We start from the raw sequence: 21,418 nt of genomic DNA on the forward strand, positions 1-21,418 counted from the left end.
GCCAGACTTATTTAAAATACAAAAAATGCTTTCTCACTGTTCTGAGAAAGCATTTTCTTTTATATTTTACTTTATTATCTGATCTTATAAATTGATAATTCAGCAGAAGAATCGCTTAAAACGCCTGCTGCTAAACCACCTGTAACAACACCAAATCTCACCCTGTCTCCTGCAGTAAATTGGTGAATATGGCTGATTTGTCCTTCGGTTAATGCAAGATTTGCAAGTGTTAATCCACCCACAAGCGGAACTCCTGATAATGCTACTAGATTTACACCTCCAAAATATCTGTAATCTACTGTTGTTGCGGTCGTTGCAGCTGCACCTGATGCTGTCTTTGTAATAATTAATCCCGGGCGGTTTGCTCCCAGAACTTCTAATCGAAGACCTTGACCGGTGCGGTAACTGTAATTGATTTGATAAATACCTGTTGAAGGAATCGTGTAGTACGAATCGGTCTCTGTAGTTGTTATCTGTGTTGAAGAGATGTCTAGATTAGCATTAGGCAGGCTGGTTGCTGTAGGTAAAGGTATTGTTTGTATATTGCTCCCAAGAAGATTGATGCCAAGATTAAGAAGTGATAATGTACCTCTCAGTCTTGCTGCATAAGCTCCGTCACCGGTTCCTGTTGAAGGAGAATTGCCTCCCATTTGTAACCCATTCCAAAGGCCAAATCCACTACCATTGTTTGCATTAGCATCATACACGAAAATTCCTCTGGTTGTGACGGCGATTGTTTTTGGTCCCGCAGTTGTTACAGGTTCTGTCACAAATACAATAGCTCCATGTTGATCGGGGCCATAAGCAGCTTCCTTTGCTTCCAATAAATCTCCTGTGAGTCGAGGGGGTATAATTCCGTCAGGAATGGTAATTTCTGGTCTGCCTTCTACATCTAATGTCGCTCTTGGTGTTTCTGTATTAAGACCAACTTGTCCACTAATACTATATCCCCATAGAATGAAGATAAGTTTAAAATAATTTTTTTTCATAATTGTTTTTTTTATAATTTTCTAATTTTTTTCGTTCTTAAATTTAATTAAATAATTATAATACTTGCAATAAAAAGTTGATAATTTTAAAGAATAATGCGTTAAAAGCCCTTTGTAATGGATTATTCCCAAAGTTACTTTTTGTAACTAATCATTAATTAGTGATATAAAATTAATTCATGATGGTGAATTATTGTGTTTTTTAATGTTGTTTTTGGTGGAAAAAAAGTAGAATATCAGATTTTAGTAATAGAATCCATTACGATCGTAACAGGTCCGTCATTAATGAGTGAAACTTTCATATCTGCGCCAAAAATTCCGCTTTCGGTTCTAAGACCAGATTTTTTTATTTCTTCTTTAAAGTAATCAAATAATGGAATCGCCTGAGTAGGTTTTGCTGCTTTGATGAAGGATGGGCGATTGCCCTTTTTGTAATCAGCGATCAGTGTAAACTGGCTAATGCAAAGGATTTCTCCCGAAATGTCTATTACGGAAAGATTCAGTTTTTCATTTTCGTCGCCGAAGATTCTGAGATTTAAAATTTTTTGGATGAGCCAGTCGGCATCGGTTTTTTCATCTTGCTCATCAATACCGATCAAAAGCATGAGTCCTTTCCCGATTTCACCCACAATTTTGCCGTCAACTTTTACATTCGCTTCAGAAACTCTTTGTATAACAGCTTTCATTTTAATTATAAAGATTAAGATTCTTTGTTGCAGGATCGTAATTCCAAAAATAAGTTTTCGGCGGAACTGAAGAAATGGCTGTTGGCTGACCTGTAATTAAAATCCAAGTTGCGTTATCTTTCGGGCAGACAATACTGATATTATCTTTGATTTCTAAAGTGGTGTCTGCATCAGGACAAAGATGAGGTGCATTTCTATCATATACTTTAAAAGATGCCGGTGAATCTGAAGTTCTTACGACTATAAGTCCGCGTGTTCCGGATTGCTGCTCATCTATGTAAATTGGCTGTCCTACGAAGTTGAGGTTGTTGTAACTGGCAAGATTTAAGTTTAAATTTACGTTTATCGGTGAGTCGGGAAAACAGCTTACCGTATCTTCACGGCTTCCGCATGAGTTTACATTTAATAAACTGAAAGTCAACAAGATGAAAAATGATATGATTGAGAAAGTTTTTTTCATTAGAATATAAATTTTTATATATTTGTAAAACAATAACGATTAACACGCTAAAACATTGTCCGACAAATGTCGGATAATTTTTTTATACTAAAACAAAATTTAAAGATTATGGCAAGCTATGTAACTAAGGAAGGATTAGAAAAAATGAAAACCGAGCTTGAGCAATTGGAAAAGATAGAGAGACCCAAAATTACTCAGCAAATAGCAGAAGCAAGAGATAAAGGAGATTTGTCTGAAAATGCAGAATACGATGCGGCCAAAGAAGCTCAGGGAATGTTGGAAATGAGGATTTCTAAACTTAAAGATATTGTAACGACTTCTAAAGTAATTGATGAAACTCAGCTTGATACTTCAAAAGTTTCAATCTTAACAACGGTGAGATTGATGAATAATGATACCAAAAAAGAACAGATTTTCAAATTGGTTCCGGATAATGAAAGTGATCTGAAAACAGGTAAAATATCAGTAAATACACCCATTGCGAAAGGTTTACTGGGGAAAGTTATCGGTGAAACAGCAGAAATTGTTTTACCAAACGGAAATAAACTTTCTTTTGAAGTATTGGAAATTACTTTATAACTAATATCTAAATTCTAACATCTAATTTCTAATAAGAATGAGTTCAATTTTCACCAAGATCATCAACGGAGATATTCCTGCTTATACAATTGCGGAAACCGATGATTTTATAGCATTTCTTGATGCAATGCCTTTGGTAAAAGGGCATACGCTGGTTGTCCCGAAAAAAGAAGTTGACTTGATTTTTGATCTGGAAAGTGAAGATTTTAAAAACCTTTGGGGTTTTGCTCAGGAAGTGGCAAAAAAAGTAAAAAATGCAGTTCCCTGCGTTAGAGTGGGCATTGCTGTGGTGGGGCTTGAGGTTCCACATGCTCATATTCATCTGATACCTTTGCAGAAAGTAGAGGACATGAATTTTAAAAATGAGCGGCTTAAATTATCTGTAGAAGAATATACAGAAATTCAAAATTCAATTATCAATTCTTAACAAAACAGATAGTCGTAAAAAAGAAATTTTTTACGATTTTCTTTAATCATATTTATATCAAAATGAATTCAAACCAATGTTCTTTCTGTGGCAAGAAAAGAAATGAAGTGCAAATGTTAGTCTCAGGACAAAACGGATTTATTTGCGAAAACTGCATCGAACAGGCACATTCTATCGTGAAAGAAAGTGTTTCTCCTGCGGGATATTCCCCGGCAGAAAGTATAGAAGAATTAAAAAAGCCAAAGCAGATAAAAGAATTCCTTGATCTGTACGTAATCGGACAGGATCAGGCAAAAAAACAACTGTCAATTGCTGTATATAATCATTATAAAAGATTACTGCACGCAAAAGATGAAAACAGGGAAGTAGAACTTGAGAAATCCAATATCATCATGATCGGTGAAACGGGAACAGGTAAAACTTTATTGGCTAAAACGATTGCAAAAGAGCTGAATGTTCCTTTCTGCATTGTAGATGCTACAATTTTAACTGAAGCAGGTTATGTAGGTGAAGATGTAGAAAGCATCTTGTCTAGACTTCTGATGGTAGCAGATTACGATGTTGAAAAAGCAGAAAAAGGAATCGTATTTATAGATGAAATTGATAAAATAGCAAGAAAATCTGATAACCCGAGTATTACCAGAGATGTTTCCGGGGAAGGTGTTCAGCAAGGTTTGTTGAAATTACTTGAGGGCAGTATTGTGAATGTTCCGCCACAGGGAGGAAGAAAACATCCTGATCAGAAGTATATTCAGGTGAATACACAGAATATACTGTTTATTGCAGGTGGTGCTTTTGATGGTATTAAAGAGATCATTGAGAGAAGAATGAATAAGCAGGCGATTGGTTTTAGTTCAGAAAAAATCAATAAAGTAGGTGACGATGATGATGTATTGACTCATCTTAATGCAATAGATCTTCGTTCGTTTGGGTTGATTCCGGAACTTTTAGGAAGATTCCCGATCATCACTTACCTGGAAAAACTGACGAAAGAAACCATGATAAGAATTATGACCGAGCCCAAAAATTCTATCACCAATCAGTTTGTTGAGCTCTTTAAAATGGACGGTACGAAATTGGTCTTTACAGAGGGTTCGATCGAGAAAATCGTGGATGAAACCATGGAAAAAGGGTTGGGTGCTAGAGGGCTTAGAGGGACTACCGAAAAAGTTTTAGAAGACTATATGTTTTCAATAGGGGAAGATGACGAAATAACGTTAACAAGTGATAATGTTTTGATTAATAAATGATTTTGATGTTTTTTTAAAAAAATATTATATATTTGCAATTGAATATTATATTAACACAAAAGTAATATACAATGAAAAAAAATTTATTAACAATAGGACTTTTATCCTTAGCTGTCTCTATTAATGCACAGATTCTACTTCATGTAGATGATACAGCCAAAATGTATGTAAGCAAAGGTACCCTCGTATACAATGGTGGTGGTCTCCAAGTCAAAAGTTCCGGAAATATTGAAAATCACGGGAATGTTATGGTTGCAGGTTCTGCAACAGATGTTTTCAAAACAATAGATGGAGCAAACGCTGATAAAACTGAAGCGAACGGAGGCGGAAATTTTGTAAATAGCCTTAATGAGCCCACTGCATTTGCTACTGTAAATACAAACTCATCTGCAGTTACTCCAACTTTCACATTCGGACAATTGTACATTACCGGCATCCCCCAGACAAATATTACAGGTATTGTTGATCAGGAATACAGACAGGTCAATCAGGGAGATTACCAACAAATGGGTTTGCCATTTTACAGCAAGACATTATCAACACTTAATGCTGAGCTGGGTAAAACTTTTACCGGTGTAAGAGGGTCAAAAAATGATATCCTACAATGGAATAACGCAACTGTTGTTTTCAACCATTTTACCAATCTTACCTACAGAACTGGAATTGACTCCCAGTTTCACTCTTACTATGCTGTAGGAGGTACGGGACTTAATGCCAATACTGTAACAAGAACATTAAAAGGACGCCCTTACTCTGATATTGGGGCATCAGTTACCTTAGCAAATGCCGGATTAGGTGTGAATTTTGGTACCGGTGGAGGTAACTTAAACCAATATAATGAAAAATACTGGTCATATTTACAGGATGCTTTCCATTTGGCGGCAGGTGGTTTAGTATGGCAGGGTAACTACGGAAAAAATATATATCAATTCTCAAACCCATATTTAACGAATCTTGATTTAAGAAGAATTGCCTACAACGAAGCTGCAACTGCAGGTGATGGGATCAATTTAAGCAATCTTCAGGCAATCAGATTTGAAGTAAGCGGGGTTCAGTACACCAATGCCAATTTGGGTGGTGGTGGCTCTACTTCATATAAGTTTGTATCTTTTGCCACAGGAGGCGGTACTCCATCAGTACCTACAGGGGATATTGATTATATGGTAGTAAGACCTATGGGTACATTTGTACTAAAGCTTAAAGATAATACAGCGGCTAATCAGGTTCTTAATTTTGCAAATCTGAGAAGATTCAATTATTACAGCAGAGCAGATGCAACAGATTATAGCATCGCAGCAAGTAAAAATGCTTCTAAAAATACAAGCACTGTAAAACAGCTGGGTGTGATTGGTCTTGATGTTAACGGAAATGAAGTAGGAAGAACATATTATGTAGTATATCCTGGTGGAACTACTGGTCATTCTAATGATTCTTATACTCAGGTAGGTTCTGCCCAGGGAAGTGTCTTAGGAACTTTCGAAGAAGCTTTGACTGGCGGGTATGATAATAATTATACAAGCTCATATTGGTTGTATATTAACGAGGCTAATGAAGCTAACTTCACCGGTAAAAACGTGAAACTGGTAAATTACGATCTTAATAAAATTAAATCTTACAAGTTTGAAATCAGAGAAAATGCAGAATTAGTTTCAAACGGAACTCATCAATTATCTACAGGAATCGGATTTTATTACAAAGCACCAAACGGAACTGCACAGGCAGCAGTTCAGGGAGCTGTGATACCGGTGGCAAATGCAGAATTTGATTTGTATTACGGTGAACCAAATAGTGCTGTATTAGGAACAAATAATTCAGTTAAACCTTCCAGAACAATGGTGGTGTACAACCCTCAAATCACCAACTACATTGTAAGGTTTGATCCTAGCTGGAAAAAAGCAGATATTCAGGTATATGACATGAGTGGTAAAGTAGTTATCTCTAAAACAGGTGTTAATACTTCTCAGGATTTTGTTATAGAACTGGATAATTCAATCAAAAATTCTTATGTTGTAAAAATTGTTGCTGATAACGGTGAAACCGTTAATGCTAAAATCTTAAAATAAACACAAATATGAAAAATTTTAATAAAGTAATAACTGCTTTTCTTTTTTTTGCAGTTTTATTTACTAATGCACAGCCACCAAATCCTGGCGGAGGCGTAGGAGGTACCACTCCCGGTCAGCAGGCATCACCAATCGATATGTATGTCTATGTACTGGCAATTATAGCAATTTCAATGATTGTCTATTTTGCAAAAAAATTTAAGATTCAAAAAATATAAAAAATTCTTAAAATATTTGAAACTCTCTGATTAGTCAGGGAGTTTTTTTATTTTTACATTATGAAAAAAATAGTAATATTATCAGGATTGATATGTACGCTCTCAATGCATGCACAATTTTCAATAAATGTTCAGTCCACAGCAGATTTTAGTGAAACTGATGCTATATTATATACCCTTAATGGATCTAAAGATAATATTGTTACAAAAGAACAGAACAAAAATAATTCTTGGACATTTAAATATCCAAAAAGCTATTTTGGAATGATGAAACTTTATTTTCCCAATACCAATAACACGGTAAGTTTTATTTCCGAGAATAAAAACGTCAATATCAAATTAGAAACAGCAAATAATAAATTAAAAACTGTGACTTATCTTGATGAAGCTAATAAGCTGATGAATTCTATTCAAGAATCTTCCCAGAAAAAAGAATTGATCCTTCCGGCATTAGCTCAAATTAAAGAATATTACAAGGATAATACAGACTTTGGGAAAGCATTATCAACAGAAATTGCAAACCTGTCGGGAACAAGCGGTGAGGATGTTACAAAACATCCATTTATCTCCTTTTATAATTCAAATTACACTAAATTTCTTTCAAATGATCCCGCTAAAAAAGTATCTCAGGATGAAGTTATTGATTTCTTTGATAAATCCAATGACATGCTTGAGTCTTCATCTTTAGTAAGACCTATTTTAGTTGCCTACCTTAATAACGGTGGAAATACAAATGTAAGTCAATCGGTAGACAAATTATTAGATCGGTTAAAAGTGGAAACACCACGCGGGCAAACTGTTTTATCTGAGCTTATTGACATTTTTGATGTCTACGAAATGAAAGATTTTAAAACTAAATATTTGTCATTAGCAAAAAATCTAAAATGTACAATTACAGACAGATTAGCATCTACGCTGAAATCTAATGCAAACGTTGAAATAGGAGCAGTATTTCCAAATTACAAGTTTCAGTCCCCTGTAAATACTAAAGCGAAATCTATTGCAGATGTTAAAGCTGACAAAAAAGTGATTGTTTTCTGGTCTTCAACGTGTTCTCACTGTGAAAGTGAATTGCCAAAACTTTTAGAAAAATATGCTCAGTTGAAAGCACAGAACATTCAGGTAATTGCTCTTTCATTAGACAGCGAGAAAGAAGCTTATACCAATAAAATCGCAGCATTTCCATGGATCAATGATTCAGAACTAAGAGGTTGGAACAGTTCGTATGCAGATACCTATAATGTACATGCTACGCCTAGTTATTTTATTTTAGATGCTAACAATAAGATTATCAGTAAGCCGGAACATGTTGGTGATGTTTTGACAGATTTAAGTATAAAATAATTTTGGTGAATGTTAAATATTTTATATATTTGCACCACCAAAAAGGCGAGGTAGCTCAGTTGGTTAGAGCGCAGGATTCATAACCCTGAGGTCACGGGTTCAATTCCCGTCTTCGCTACAAGAATAAATGTCGGTGTATCAATTAGATACATCGATTTTTTATGTTATCAATAACAGAGGTTTTGAAGACCGAATACTATTTCGAATACTATAATGGGATGACTGAAAGACAGTACCTTTTACCCAAAATATACCACGGTGGAAAGAATTTTGACCTTTCTAAGCGGTGGTATGTGTACTATTCTTACAGGAATCCGTCAACCTGTGAAATGACCCAGGCAGCCTGCCGTATATATGAATGTAAATCGTGATTTTACAACAGTAAAAGAAAGACTTACCAGGCTTAAAATTATTCAGAAAAATTTAATTGATCTTCTTAAAAAAGGATTCTCACCATATCCAGCGACAGACCAAAAAGATACTTACACAATTAAAAGTGCTTTGGATTGGGCATTTGAATTGAAGAAAGTAAATTTATCAGATTCTGCAAAAGTTGATTACAGCTCCAGAGTTAAAAAACTTCAGGATTTTTTAGCAAAAAAGGGATATGATGTCATTGATGTAAATGATTTTCCGAAGAAATATATTTTTGAATATTTTAACGAGTTGATGGTCGCAGGATCCGCTAAATCGTACAATAATCACAAAAGTGTTTTATCATCAATTTTTAATGTACTTAAGGATAACGAAATGATTTCCGAAAATTTCATTACCAGCGTCAAAAACGCCAAAGCAAAGCCTAAAAAAATAAAACATATTCTGATGAGCAACTGAACCTCTTGCTTGAAAAAATACAGGTTACTGACCCTCAATTGTCTTTGTTTTTAAATTTTGTTTGCTTCAATATTCTCCGACCAGTAGAGGTGGTTTGGTTAAAGTGAAATTATCTGAAGTTAACTGAAAAATCCTTCTTATCTGGAAGTGTAGGCAAAAAATAAGGAACTTAAGGTAAAATTGATCCTTAGCTTTTTGCTGAACAATTAAGGTTGATTAAAAAACAGGATGCTGCAGAATACATTTTTTTAACAAACGAAAAAGAAATTGAAACAACAGAAACTAATAAAAGAAACTTCTTCTGAAAAATTCAAAATATTTAAGGATGAATTGGGTGTAGGAGATGAATATACAATGTATTCTTTTAGACATACCTTTATGGCAAAACTTTTTAGAGAAATCTATCCGTAAAGAAAAACCGGGACTTATGATCTTTAATGAAATTACAGGATATACAAGCTTGGCGGCCTTGAAGGCTTATCTTAGAGATATTGATGCAGAACTTGCCGACGATTATCCAAGATATTTATATTAAATTTTTAGTTTCTTATTTCTTTATATTTCCTGATTTTTCTTCTGAATTTGTGTAAGCATTGCTTCCGCGAACGAGAAAATAACTGGCAACAATTACGATAAGCAAAAATATAGCAATTGATAATAGGGTTGTTGAAAATTCACCAGGTTCGTAATCACTGTTTAGATTATTATTTATTACGAAAAGTTTTGATCTGTAGCTTCCGAAATAATTTATTAAAGTATGTATAGTTACAATAAATATTAAGCTGTTAAATCGGATATATAGGCTCTGTAATAGAATGCCTACGGCAATTGCAAATAATGATTGATTGAGAACTGAAAGTGGATAATACTCAGGATTTAAAAAATTTGAATAATGAGCTACCCCAAAAAAGACAGACGTCAAAACAATTGATTTTAATAATTTTCGTTTATCATTTTCGAAAATTTTTAGAATAAATAGGAACATAAATATTCTAAAAAATAATTCTTCAAATAGAGCTACAGCGAAACAGGAAAATAAAAATATAGAGTGGGAGTAATCATCAATATTTAATCGACTATTCAATATTTCATCTCTAATAAAAAGATAGGATGATAGTATTAACGTAAATGAAATAACTGTAAAGAAAATATATCTTTTCGTGTATTTAAATTTAGTGAATAAGTCGTGTTTAAATAAAAGTAGAGCGGTAACTATTACTAGTAACAACTTAGAGACAATTTTTATAATCAAATTGTCGTCAAAAAATTTTGTATTGATTTCTTTAAATAAAATATTTGTGGCAATAATTGCCACAAATATTATTATTAATCTTTTGAGACTAAAATTCATATTAAACTTTAGAATTCGATTTCTACTGATAATTCACAATCATAGAAGTCAACGCAAGTACATGAACTACCCCAAATACATGTATTGTACCATGATGTTTGTGGACATTTAATGTTTCTTACTTTACAACCAAGTTTAATTAATCTTTTAGCATTTGTATCAGATAGGTATTTGGAAAGTGCAGTTTCGTAATTAAAGAATTCGCTTTTATTAACAATAATGGTATTCATTACAACCTCTTTGTTTGTAACCTTGTAACTTTTAACAGATGTATAAATCCCATCGTTAGCAACTTTATCGTTGAATTTTCCGTTGTCATTATACTCTATTCCTTTAATTTGGTATGCTTCATTTAGTTGAATATTTCCACTAAAATCTTTGATTTCCATTAAAAGAAAAGTGTTTTCCGGATTAGAAGGATCTTCATAACCACCTTGCCCTAGTATAGCAACAGAATTAACAAATTCCTCTGGTGTCGCAAATGTTTTAGCAACATTGTTAGTAGCTGAAGTCTGAGTTCCTTTTTGTTGTACTGCATCATTGTCATCCTGACAAGAAGTTAATACTAATAACATTGATAAGGTAGCAAAAATAGAATTTAATAAATTTTTCATAATATTGAAATATTTTGTTTAGTTGTTTGTTTTGTAATTTTTTATCTTACTCTTTCGATTTTCAGATTATACTCGCCCATACTATTTTTTATTTCTTTTTAATGGGATTTCACATGTTTTGATTTTGGATGGTAAGTCCCTTTATACCTAGATAATTTTGTAATTGTTGGTTTTTTAATTCGGTGCAAGTATACAATTATTTTTTAATTCATTGCAAGGTGAATGTTTAATTTAACATTTTTTTAAAATAAAGATCTGGAGGGATTTTAGAGGTGTCAATAAAAACTTTGTTTAAACTTGTATCTTTGAAGACAATGTGTGGTAAAAATTTGTACCATGAAGCCTAAAGCTGTAATCCGGGAAGAAGTCAAAGTTTAATTTCTTCTTTTTTATCCTGTTCTGAAGCACTATGCAATATGTCAAAAATTGTTGTGATTTCTACCATTAATCTTTCTGTTTCCTCCTTGTTATCATCTTTCATAGCTGAAACATAGCTCATCAGAAATTCTGTAAGATATTTGATGTTCATTTTCGAATTTTGATATCTATTCATAAAGTAAATTTAAATATTTTTCAAATTTGAATTGATAATGCGACAAAACTTGACGTGTTAAAATAAAATTAGACTTCCAAAACTGAAAGCCCAATGAGAATTTTGAACGATAATAAAACCGGCTATGTAAATTTAATAAATATTTCTATATTCGTGAAAATTATCACTATGAACATATTCATAAGTTGGTCAGGAGAGACTAGTAAAAAAATTGCGCAAGAAATTAAAAACTGGCTGCCAACAGTAATTCAATCATCTAAGCCTTATTATACCCCTGCTGATATAGATAAAGGTAATCTTTGGGATAAGGAAATAAATGAAAAGTTATCAGAATGTTTAATTAGTTTAATATGCTTAACAAAAGACAATACTGAGAAGCCTTGGATCTTATTTGAAGCTGGGGCATTGTCCAATAGATTAGAAAAATCAAAAGTTTGCCCAATTTTATTTGGAATAAAAAAATCTCAAGTTACAGGTCCGTTATCAAGATTTCAATTAACAGATTTTACAAAAACTGAAATGTTTGCTTTAGTCAAGTCTATTAATAAATCAATGTTGGAAAATGCAATTGATATTAATATTTTATCAGTAGTGTTTGATAAGTTTTTTCCAGAACTTGAAGAAAAGGTTTCAAAAATATTAGATGAAAAAATTGTGGTAGATGCAAAACCAGAAAGAAGCGATAGGGAAATTCTAGAAGAAGTGTTGGAATTGGTGAGGAATAATGGATTAAATGTAAAAAGGAATAAAATCACAACAAAAAGTTATATTTTTGACCATAATGAAAATCAACATATTTTCTCTATAAGGGAAAAAGTTTTTAGCAAAGAGCACGGCAAAGGAATTATTGAAAGTATTGTTACAGCTAATGGCAAACAAAAATATATTATAGTTATATTCGGATCCTCTGGACTAGAAATACAATATGATGTCAAGGACGCTTTGGAAAGTCTTGTTATAATGTAGTAAAGGTGTCTAATCCAACACCTTATTCTATCTAAAATATAAATCAGACTCGGCTTTTCTACGTCTTACCAAACCTTTTGGCTTCACAGCCTGAGCTGTAATATACCCTATTTTCAAATCAATCCTTAATTACGTCTTTAGCCGATTTTTTATTAATCAAATCAAATAATGTAGAAGATCCTCCGGTATTATAAGTAGGAGAAATTAAAGCATCAAACTGGTTCTGAGTTACCGGAGTTTAAGTTTCTCAGGAGTCCGAGTAAAAATAATTTGAGGAATTCGGCATCGTTTAAAATTCCAGAAAATTATCAATATTTTTTTCTCCTCAAGTTTTAAGATTGATCCCACATTTTCCAAACTTTCATGATTATAAAAGGTAGACAATTTTTATTTTTTCAAATTTTACCCAAAAAAAATGAACGTGAGCAATGTTGTTTTTGATTTAGGTTAAATATATTGTCTCGAAATGATTACTGATATCAATATTTAGTTTGAAAATACAAATATTAGCGCTTTTTACCATTCAAATTATTAACATTCTCTTAAAAATATAGTGTAAAAATATCTTTGAATAATTATTAATTTAATAGCGATATTTTATTTTAGTTTGATTATTATTAAAATAAAATATGAAATAATGTTATATAGTAAATCTTATAAAAGGGATAAATGAACCAGTAAACTTATAAATCATAAATTTTTCTTAAAATTAATTAAAAAGATGGTAGATCGTTTTGAAATAAGAAATATTGTTGTACTTTTACAGTGCCTTGAATGAGGGAACAAGTCAAGGTAATAAATTTTTTTTCATCATTTGTGTTTTTAGAATCGTATCATCTGATACGGTTCTTTTTTTGTTCTAATTTTCGTATCGAATTAATAGATCAATAAAGTAAGAATAGGTTACAGCTCCTTCCTGCTGATTGCTTTTGAGAAACATATTGTTTGTAAATCCGAAAAAATCGTTGAGCCAGCCTTGATGTTCCAAAACAAATTTCTTTTCATATTGTCTGTCTCTTTTCATTCCTTCAGAATAATTTTTAAGCATATTTTCGACAAACTTTTCATCTTCGTAAACAATCGAGTTTAGAAGGCTTTTTAAAGTAAAATATTCTGTGCTGTATCTAAGTTCCGTATTTGAAGAATGTATCCCAATTAAATATCCTATAAAATTGGCCTCCTGCTCTCGGGCAAAGCCAAGTTGGTGAGAACTTTCATGTGCTAATGTAAAAGGTAGGTAAGAGGATGGCAATTCAGAATTATATTGTGCTTCTGCCGTGAATGGATTGTAGTATCCCAAAATACCCGAAAAGCTCATGACATTTTTAAATATGCTTGGCTTAAAAGAATTGATTTCAGTTGATTTTTTATCTGAAATAGATAATGGAAGTTTTTTTTGCTGACTGATGATTTCTGATTGTATCTTTTTAATGTCCGAAACAATAAAAACTCCTTGTTGGTCTTCCTTGAGTAATCTTCTGGTCTGCCTGCATTTTTCAAGATACTTTAAAGCTAATTTTTTCTTTTTTTCTAATGTGATTTCCGTCTCAGTAAGTTTTGCTATGATTGGTTTTTGAAAATAAAGCATTCCCCAAAAAATCTGGTAGATAAAATAAAAAATATTGATAAGAATAAATATTTTTACAAGAGATAGATTTCTGGTTTTTTTCTTCAGGCATTGTATCAAAAAATAGAAAAGTGAAATTCCTAACAGGATATACAAAACATCTCCGACTGAAAACGGAATCCATGAAAATAATAACTGATGTGTTTTCTTCTGTAATTCATAGAAAACTTCAAATGCAGAAATTATAATTTTTAGCTTTGAAAATAGGTAGAACAAAAGAATTTGGACAACTAAAATAGTTGCCCAGAATCTCTTTTTATGATATGTTTTTGTTGTATTAATGACCACTTCCTTTAGAGATTTTATCTAAATCAATTCCTTGAGATTTTAAAATTCCACTTACACGGATGGCATAAAATGCCAAATAAGCAAAGCATATAACACCAACGATATAACTGAAGTGAATATTCGTTAAATCTGCAACATAACCTTGAAGAAGACTGACAATTCCACCACCCATAATCATCATGATCAAAAGTCCAGAACCTTGGTTGGTGTGTTTACCAAGACCATTGATTGCCAAAGCAAAGATACAGGGCCAAAGTGTAGAACAAAATAGACCAACGCTTGTAAAGGCGTATACAGAGGTCATTCCTGATGTGAGCATTCCTATAATGAGTGCCGCAATACCCGCTGTTGAGAAAATAAGAAGCATTCTTGCAGGGTTTCCTTTACTCATGACATCGCAAATAATCATCGCAATAATTATTAATCCATATACATAAAACGGACTCAAATCATGATTGGCAATAGCGTTAACTAATAAGAAAACTGCAAATGCTAAATAAGGAGCCAAAAATCTCAATATTTTTTTGAATCCGGCTTTGATGTCAAAAGCATCTACCGCTCCCGTCCAACGTCCGATCATCATTGATGCCCAATATAATGAAATGTATGGGGCAACCTCTTTGGTTGAAAATCCTAAATCTTTTTCCATATATGCAGGAAGATTACTCGCTGTAGAAACTTCCACACCTACATAGACGAAAATTGCAATCATTCCCAAAACAAGCTGTGGAAATTGAAGGGCAGATTTTTTATGTGATCCTGCAGTTTCCTCTTTAATGTCTTCAAGAATAGTTGGTGTAATAGCAGGAAGTGAAGAAAATTTTAGCATAATAGCAACCAATACAAATGCTGCTCCTAAAATCAAATAAGGAATTTTTACGCTTTCAATACTTATTTCATCGCTAGCTGCAGTTGCAGAACCAAAAATAGCAAATGATACAATAAGGGGTCCGATGGTTGTTCCTAAATTATTAATTCCTCCAGCCATCGTCAGTCTTTGAGCGCCTGTTTCTGATGGGCCTACTTCGATCGCTAAAGGATTGGCAACAATTTGTTGTAGAGAAAATCCTAAACCTACGATAAACAAACCGGAAATCATTAATGGAAATGATGCCAGATTAGCAGCAGGATAGAATAGTAATGTACCTGAAGCGGAGATTAAAAGACCTGCGATCAGTCCGTTTTTATACCCTATTTTATTGACCAAATCCTGTTTTATACCTTTCGAAACTGCCATATAAATTAAAGATCCTACTGTATAAGCAACGTAGAAGCATATTTGTACCAGCATACTTTCGGTTTGGGATAGATCGAAAGCTTCTTTGAAAACAGGGATTAAAATATCGTTACTTGCAGCAACAAATCCCCAGAAAAAAAATACAGTTACCAAAGGGATAAATTGTCCCCAGTTAGTTTGTTTAGAATAGTTTGACATATTTGTTATTTAATAATATCTGAACAACAAATATAATTTTTTTCTTTGATTAACTGTGTTTTGTTAATGTTTTTTTTATTGTCTCAAATGAAGACAATTTTAAATCTTTCGGAGAATCTGTTGGTTCTAGAATGTCGTTGAAGTAAACTTTTACTTTTCCGGGGAACCCTTTGGAATGATCAAACGGAAACATTTCTTTTAAACCTATGAAAGTAAACACGGCAATTGGAGAATGATGTTTGGATGATAATGTGAATGCGCCGTCTTTAAATTCGTCGAGAATGATAGAAGTGTCATCTGCTACACCACCTTCGGGGAAAATAACAATGCTGTTGCCTTCTTCCATTTTTTCGGCGCATCTTCTGTAGACATCGGCACGGCTTCTCGGGCTGCTGCGGTCTACCATCACACATATTCTTTTATAAATAGTTCCGAAAATTGGAATTTTCACCAATTCTATTTTTCCTACATAACAAAGCGGATGATTGGGAAATAAAATACATGGCAGCATAATGTCCATAATCGAGGTGTGATTTGAGATCACAACATATTGTGTGTTTTTATCGATTTTTTTATCTGTAAGGTTGATGAGTTGATATCTCATTCCCATCCCATAGAAAACTCCATAGCACCATATTCTGATAAAAATGTACGCATATTTGTAGGTTTTCTTGTTAAGAGAAAACAAATAAACAGGTAAACCTAATATAATTGTAAGCAAAAATGCCAAAACGACAAGCCAAAACCTCCAGAGATAATTTAAAATCTTTACCACAAATCAACCGTTAAAAATTACTTTTTTCTTCACCGAATAGTTAAAAATGGAAACCAAAAGAATCGCTGAGATTTTACTGATCATTTCCGGACTCAAGGTATAAAAAATTAAATCAATATTATCTTTAAATATAAAGCTGTAAGATATCTGGAAGAAAAATAAACTTACCAGGGTAGAAAAAAAAGAAACGCCCATGAAATACACAAACTCTCTGTTTTTAGAATGTTTTCCTCTTTCAAATACAAACCAGATGCTGAGAAAATAATTGACCAAAATCCCGCAACTGGTAGATAAGATATTACTTAAAGGGAAATGTACTCCATGAAAATTCTGTTCCTGAGAGAATATCTGTGGCAGATAGGTACTGAAGATTTTGAAACTGCCGATCTCTACAATTGCACTCAATCCGCCCGCAATGATAAAAAGTAAGACCTGTTTCTGGCGTAGAAGTAATTCTCTCATTAGATTTAATAATGCACAAATTTATAACTATATGTTAAACAGTGAAAAAAGTTGTTAATTTTTTTTTTCGAAAGAAAATAATTTCTAAATTTAATTTTCAGAACGAAACAAAATTTACCTGATACTAAATTCATTTTCAACTTTTTCTGTTGATGGTTTTTCTATCTTGTACCAAGTGATTGAGACCGTTAGCTCAAGTTTTACACAATAATAACAATCAGATATTTTTATGAAATCTCAAAACAAATACAGGAAATTTCAGCTTCAGCAACAAAATATTGAAGCTTTGGAAAAAGAAAACATTCGTTTTAAAAGAGTTTATTCGGAATACGAAAATATGTCTAATGAACTTTGGAATCTTGAAAATAAAGAGGGAGAACCAATTCCTGATGACTTTATTAACGCTATGGTGATGCAGACATCTTATCTTGAAGAAGAAATAGAAGACTGGCTCGTAAAATTTAATCAAAATAAAAGCGAAATCAAAAGCTGAACTAAATCATTTTAGTGGGTTTGCATCTGTGTTTTAAAGACTATTTGAAGATTAATTCATAATTTAGCGCTCTTAAAATAAGAATTATGATTGCTATTGTTGATAGTGGTTCTACAAAATCAGATTGGATAATTTTAGATGAATTTAAAAATGTTTTCTTAAAAACGGAAACCATTGGTTTTAATCCCAATTTTATCAGCAGAGAACTTATCATTCCGGAAATTGAAAAAAATACAAGCTTAATATCAGTAAAAAATTCAATTACCAAGATTTATTTCTATGGTTCAGGTTGTGGCGTGAAGCAAAACTGCGAAACGATAGAACAAGAAGTCGGAAAGGTGTTTTTTAATGCCAGAATTACAGTAAGAGAAGATTTGGCTGCAGCTGCTTTTGCGGCATACAATGGAAAACCTGCCATCGTTTGTATTTTGGGAACAGGTTCCAATTCATGTTATTTCGACGGAGAAAATTTAAAAATAAAACTTCCTTCATTGGGTATTTTAATCGGTGACGAAGGAAGCGGAAGTGCTATTGGAAAGCAATTGGTACGCAGATTTTTTATGCAGAAACTTCCACAAGACCTTCATGAAGAGTTTGAAAACACCTACCATTTAACCATTGATGTTGCATTGAAAAATATGTATCATGGCTCAAGACCCAATGCTTTTTTGGCAGATTTTAATAAATTTGTAGTCGAGAGAAAAAATCATCCTTATTTTGTTCAGATGGTTTCCGAAGAGATGAAAAATTTCTTTGAATATCAGGTTCTTCCTTATGAAGAATCAAAAGAATCTGAGATCAATTTTATCGGATCTATTGCATATTACTACGAAGATATTCTCCGTTCTGTAGCTTCAGAACTTCACCTCAATGTGGGACATGTTGTACAAAAACCGATCGAAAGCTTGGTCAACTACCATATTAAATATATACTTTAAAATAAACAGAAAATTCTATGTCGAATAAAACTCAACGCGACGAAAAAAATTTCAATCAGGCCGCGCTAGATTATCATAAAGCTGAACCGAAAGGAAAAATTGAAGTCATTCCTTCTAAACCGCACTCTTCGCAGAGGGATTTGTCATTGGCATATTCTCCGGGAGTTGCAGTGCCTTGTATGGAAATTCATCATCATCCTGAAACAGTTTATGATTATACAGGAAAAGGAAATCTGGTTGCCGTAATCTCAAACGGAACAGCAGTTCTTGGTTTGGGAGACATCGGAGCAGAAGCTTCAAAACCGGTCATGGAAGGGAAAGGTCTTTTGTTTAAAATCTTTGCAGATATCAATGTTTTTGATATTGAAATTGACGAAAAAGATCCCGATAAATTTATTCAGATTGTAAAAGGTATTGCTCCGACTTTTGGAGGAATCAACCTTGAAGATATCAAAGCTCCGGAAGCTTTTTATATCGAACAAAGATTAAAAGAGGAATTGGATATTCCTTTGATGCACGATGATCAGCACGGTACAGCGATCATTTCTGCAGCTGCATTAATCAACTCACTTCAGATTGCCAACAAAAACATCGAAGATGTAAAAATGGTGGTCAACGGAGCAGGAGCGGCAGCCGTCGCGTGTACCAATCTCTATATTTCTTTAGGTTTAAAAAGAGAAAATGTTTTGATGTGCGACAGCAAAGGCGTGATTAATCATAAAAGAGAAAATCTTACTCCTGAGAAAATAGATTTTGTTGCTCATACAGATCTTGAAACTTTAGAAGATGCCTGCAAAGGCTCAGACGTTTTCATTGGTTTGTCAAAAGGAAACGTGATGACGCCCGAAATGTTGAGCAGCATGGCAGAAAACCCAATCGTTTTTGCATTGGCAAACCCTGATCCGGAGATTGCTTACGATCTGGCAATGGCGACAAGAAAAGATGTCATCATGGCAACCGGAAGAAGTGATTATCCTAACCAGGTAAACAATGTTCTGGGTTTCCCGTATATTTTCCGTGGTGCGTTGGATGTTCAGGCAAAAGGTATTAATGAAGAAATGAAATTGGCAGCCGTTCACGCAATTGCTAATCTGGCGAAAGAACCGGTTCCGGAAGCGGTGATTTTGGCTTACAATGTTCAGAACTTACAATTTGGAAGAGAATATTTTATTCCGAAACCATTTGATAACAGGTTGATCACCAAAGTTTCAAGCGCAGTGGCAAAAGCTGCCATCGACAGCGGAATTGCAAGAAAAACCATTGCAGATTTCGACGAATACGAAACTCAGCTTCTTGACAGAATGGGAAGAGATGAGAAGTTGGTGAGAATGATGCAGAATCGGGCCAAAGCAAATCCTAAGAGAATCACTTTGGGCAATGCTGAAGAATACAATGTTCTGAAAGCGGCACAAATTCTCTATGAAGAAGGAATTGCTTACCCAAGCCTTTTAGGAGATAAAAAATACGTCAAAGAACAAATGCTGCGTTTCGGAATTACGCTTGATGTTCCGATTATCGATCCGAGTGATGACGACCAGAAAGAAAACAGAAAAAAATACCGAGAAACACTTTGGAAACTTCGTCAGAGAAAAGGAATGAATGAGTACAAAGCAAAAAGATATGTTCGCCAGAGAGATTACTTCGGGCCATTGATGCTGAAACATGGAGATACAGACGGATTGATCGTAGGTTTTTCTAAAAATTATGTTTCTACTTTAAGACCTGTTTTAGAGGTGATTGAAAAAGAAAAAGGTGTTGAGAAAGTTGCCGCAATGATGATGATCTTGTCTGAAAAGAAACCGATTTTCTTCGCAGATACTTCGATTAATCAAAATCCTAGTGCTGAAGATCTGGTGAATATTGCTAAAATGGCAGAACACACCGTAAAATCTTTTGCAATCGAACCAAGAATTGCGATGTTAGGCTTTGAAAACTTTTCAGCCATATCTGATACTTCAAAAAAGGTTGCAAAAGCAGTAAGCATCCTTCATGAGAAATTCCCGAAAATGATTGTGGATGGAGAAATTCAGCCTGATTTTGCGATGAATGCAGATCATTTAAGTGATTACCCGTTCTCAAAATTAGGTACGACTCCGGCAAATACATTCATTTTCCCGAATCTGGAATCTGCCAATTTATCTTACAAAATCATCAGAGGAATGAAGGTAGCGCAGGTAATCGGACCGATTTTGATGGGACTGAAACAGCCTGTTCACGTTTTACAAATGAGGTCAAGCGTAGATGAGATTGTAAACTTGGCAACGGTTGCGGTTTTAGATGCACAGAGAAGAGAAGGTAAAAAGTAAATTACATCAATTTTATAAATATAAAACTCCAAATCAATTTTGGAGTTTTTGTTTTTTATGCTCAAATTATTGTCTTTACCAATACAAAAAAAGTTAAATAGCATTCTTGTGTTAAATGAATTTATTACTTAGTTTAAATTACTATATTTGGAAGTTATAAAAATTAATGATGATATTTTCTTTACAAGGAATTGTTCAGGAGCTTACGCCAACTTATGCAGTGATCAACGTCAATGGCGTTGGGTATTATGTAGGCATCAGTTTAATGACCTCACAAACCCTGACTTTGAATCAGGAAACCATGCTTTTCATTCAACAAATTATACGCGAGGATGCACATTTGCTTTTTGGTTTTAAGACCCGTTCAGAAAAAGAAATGTTCAATCTCCTCATAAGTGTTAACGGTGTTGGTGCTGTTTCAGCATTGATTTTACTGTCGACTTTAAGCCTTTCAGAGATCGCTACAGCCATACTTTCCAAAAATAGTGCCGTAATTCAGAAAGCAAAAGGCTTGGGAACCAAGACAGCTGAGAGAATCATCGTTGATTTGAAAGATAAAGTACAGAAATTCGGAACTGCTGAAGAAAATATTTCTAATGCAATTAATAATAAAATCAAGGATGAAGCGTTATCTGCATTAGAAGTTTTAGGGATTTCTAAGAGAATGAGTGAGAAGATTGCAGATCGTATCATTAAGCTGGATCCAGCGATTTCTGTTGAAGAATTGGTAAAACAAATTTTAAAAAACATTTAACTTTTG

General features: G+C 33.5%; 23 protein-coding genes, 1 tRNA gene and 1 pseudogene. 14 read left to right on the forward strand and 11 right to left on the reverse strand.

The features are described from left to right. Positions 1-74: 74 nt before the first annotated feature. The 3 genes from ACZZZA_RS07525 to ACZZZA_RS07535 all read right to left on the reverse strand — a co-directional run bounded on the left by ACZZZA_RS07525 (position 75) and on the right by ACZZZA_RS07535 (position 2,135). On the reverse strand, positions 75-989 hold the full coding sequence (locus tag ACZZZA_RS07525) for a hypothetical protein (protein ID WP_463430560.1): 915 nt from the start codon (positions 987-989) through the stop codon (positions 75-77). Positions 990-1,225: 236 nt separating this feature from the next. Continuing rightward, the gene (gene dtd / locus ACZZZA_RS07530; protein WP_463430562.1) at positions 1,226-1,675 is read right to left on the reverse strand and encodes a D-aminoacyl-tRNA deacylase; all 450 of its coding nucleotides are present in this window, start codon (positions 1,673-1,675) and stop codon (positions 1,226-1,228) included. 1 nt (position 1,676) lies between these two features. After that, positions 1,677-2,135 carry a hypothetical protein gene (locus tag ACZZZA_RS07535; protein WP_463430564.1) on the reverse strand — a complete coding sequence of 153 codons (459 nt, stop codon included), beginning with the start codon at positions 2,133-2,135 and terminating at the stop codon, positions 1,677-1,679. 108 nt (positions 2,136-2,243) lie between these two features. On the opposite strand from ACZZZA_RS07535, the gene greA reads away from it, so the two are divergent. From greA to ACZZZA_RS07580, 9 genes are all read left to right on the forward strand, one after another. Further along, entirely contained in the window at positions 2,244-2,714 is a 471-nt protein-coding gene (greA, locus tag ACZZZA_RS07540) for a transcription elongation factor GreA (protein WP_463430566.1), read from the forward strand. Between the two features lie 37 nt (positions 2,715-2,751). Next, positions 2,752-3,141 (forward strand): HIT family protein, encoded by a 390-nt coding sequence (locus ACZZZA_RS07545; RefSeq protein WP_463430568.1) that lies wholly within the window; start codon positions 2,752-2,754, stop codon positions 3,139-3,141. Between the two features lie 62 nt (positions 3,142-3,203). Continuing rightward, a complete protein-coding gene (gene clpX / locus ACZZZA_RS07550) occupies positions 3,204-4,391 on the forward strand; it encodes an ATP-dependent Clp protease ATP-binding subunit ClpX (protein WP_463430570.1) in 1,188 nt (395 codons plus the stop codon). 71 nt (positions 4,392-4,462) lie between these two features. Continuing rightward, entirely contained in the window at positions 4,463-6,454 is a 1,992-nt protein-coding gene (locus ACZZZA_RS07555) for a T9SS type A sorting domain-containing protein (RefSeq protein ID WP_463430572.1), read from the forward strand. 8 nt (positions 6,455-6,462) lie between these two features. Continuing rightward, positions 6,463-6,672, forward strand: coding sequence for a signal peptidase (locus ACZZZA_RS07560; RefSeq protein WP_463430574.1), 210 nt, complete (start codon positions 6,463-6,465; stop codon positions 6,670-6,672). 60 nt (positions 6,673-6,732) lie between these two features. Then, positions 6,733-8,016 (forward strand): TlpA family protein disulfide reductase, encoded by a 1,284-nt coding sequence (locus tag ACZZZA_RS07565; protein WP_463430576.1) that lies wholly within the window; start codon positions 6,733-6,735, stop codon positions 8,014-8,016. Between the two features lie 44 nt (positions 8,017-8,060). Then, positions 8,061-8,134 (forward strand) — tRNA-Met (locus ACZZZA_RS07570). A gap of 236 nt (positions 8,135-8,370) precedes the next feature. After that, positions 8,371-8,850, forward strand: a complete 480-nt coding sequence (locus ACZZZA_RS07575) for a hypothetical protein (RefSeq protein ID WP_463430578.1) — start codon at positions 8,371-8,373, stop codon at positions 8,848-8,850. A gap of 343 nt (positions 8,851-9,193) precedes the next feature. After that, positions 9,194-9,385 (forward strand): hypothetical protein, encoded by a 192-nt coding sequence (locus ACZZZA_RS07580; protein WP_463430580.1) that lies wholly within the window; start codon positions 9,194-9,196, stop codon positions 9,383-9,385. A 12-nt stretch (positions 9,386-9,397) separates the two neighbouring features. Here the strand turns inward: ACZZZA_RS07580 and ACZZZA_RS07585 are convergent, their stop codons facing one another. The 3 genes from ACZZZA_RS07585 to ACZZZA_RS07595 form a co-directional block, all read right to left on the reverse strand. Next, on the reverse strand, positions 9,398-10,165 hold the full coding sequence (locus ACZZZA_RS07585) for a CPBP family intramembrane glutamic endopeptidase (RefSeq protein WP_463430582.1): 768 nt from the start codon (positions 10,163-10,165) through the stop codon (positions 9,398-9,400). A gap of 44 nt (positions 10,166-10,209) precedes the next feature. After that, complete coding sequence (locus ACZZZA_RS07590) at positions 10,210-10,815, reverse strand: hypothetical protein (protein ID WP_463430584.1); 606 nt, start codon at positions 10,813-10,815, stop codon at positions 10,210-10,212. Positions 10,816-11,182: 367 nt separating this feature from the next. Further along, entirely contained in the window at positions 11,183-11,368 is a 186-nt protein-coding gene (locus tag ACZZZA_RS07595) for a hypothetical protein (RefSeq protein ID WP_463430586.1), read from the reverse strand. Between the two features lie 168 nt (positions 11,369-11,536). Here ACZZZA_RS07595 and ACZZZA_RS07600 point away from each other — a divergent pair, with 168 nt between their 5' ends. Beyond that, positions 11,537-12,334, forward strand: a complete 798-nt coding sequence (locus ACZZZA_RS07600; RefSeq protein WP_463430588.1) for a TIR domain-containing protein — start codon at positions 11,537-11,539, stop codon at positions 12,332-12,334. Positions 12,335-12,452: 118 nt separating this feature from the next. On the opposite strand, the pseudogene ACZZZA_RS07605 reads toward ACZZZA_RS07600, so the two are convergent. The 5 genes and pseudogenes from ACZZZA_RS07605 to ACZZZA_RS07625 form a co-directional block, all read right to left on the reverse strand. Next, positions 12,453-12,557 (reverse strand): annotated as a pseudogene (locus ACZZZA_RS07605) (hypothetical protein); the annotation flags it as partial. Positions 12,558-13,193: 636 nt separating this feature from the next. After that, a complete protein-coding gene (locus tag ACZZZA_RS07610; protein ID WP_463430590.1) occupies positions 13,194-14,249 on the reverse strand; it encodes a DUF3810 domain-containing protein in 1,056 nt (351 codons plus the stop codon). Continuing rightward, positions 14,239-15,684 (reverse strand): MFS transporter, encoded by a 1,446-nt coding sequence (locus ACZZZA_RS07615; RefSeq protein ID WP_463430592.1) that lies wholly within the window; start codon positions 15,682-15,684, stop codon positions 14,239-14,241. The genes ACZZZA_RS07610 and ACZZZA_RS07615 overlap by 11 nt, the downstream gene beginning before the upstream one ends. Before the next feature lie 49 nt (positions 15,685-15,733). Beyond that, complete coding sequence (locus tag ACZZZA_RS07620; protein ID WP_463430594.1) at positions 15,734-16,459, reverse strand: lysophospholipid acyltransferase family protein; 726 nt, start codon at positions 16,457-16,459, stop codon at positions 15,734-15,736. Positions 16,460-16,462: 3 nt separating this feature from the next. Next, positions 16,463-16,921 (reverse strand): GtrA family protein, encoded by a 459-nt coding sequence (locus tag ACZZZA_RS07625; protein ID WP_463430596.1) that lies wholly within the window; start codon positions 16,919-16,921, stop codon positions 16,463-16,465. A 229-nt stretch (positions 16,922-17,150) separates the two neighbouring features. Here ACZZZA_RS07625 and ACZZZA_RS07630 point away from each other — a divergent pair, with 229 nt between their 5' ends. From ACZZZA_RS07630 to ruvA, 4 genes are all read left to right on the forward strand, one after another. Next, the gene (locus ACZZZA_RS07630) at positions 17,151-17,414 is read left to right on the forward strand and encodes a hypothetical protein (protein WP_463430598.1); all 264 of its coding nucleotides are present in this window, start codon (positions 17,151-17,153) and stop codon (positions 17,412-17,414) included. Between the two features lie 86 nt (positions 17,415-17,500). Then, positions 17,501-18,352 carry an ATPase gene (locus ACZZZA_RS07635; protein WP_463430600.1) on the forward strand — a complete coding sequence of 284 codons (852 nt, stop codon included), beginning with the start codon at positions 17,501-17,503 and terminating at the stop codon, positions 18,350-18,352. Positions 18,353-18,369: 17 nt separating this feature from the next. Next, complete coding sequence (locus ACZZZA_RS07640; protein WP_463430602.1) at positions 18,370-20,658, forward strand: NADP-dependent malic enzyme; 2,289 nt, start codon at positions 18,370-18,372, stop codon at positions 20,656-20,658. Positions 20,659-20,827: 169 nt separating this feature from the next. Beyond that, complete coding sequence (ruvA, locus tag ACZZZA_RS07645) at positions 20,828-21,412, forward strand: Holliday junction branch migration protein RuvA (RefSeq protein WP_463430604.1); 585 nt, start codon at positions 20,828-20,830, stop codon at positions 21,410-21,412. Positions 21,413-21,418 lie beyond the last annotated feature (6 nt).

It is taken from the genome of Chryseobacterium sp. AC405b, from assembly GCF_979258685.1.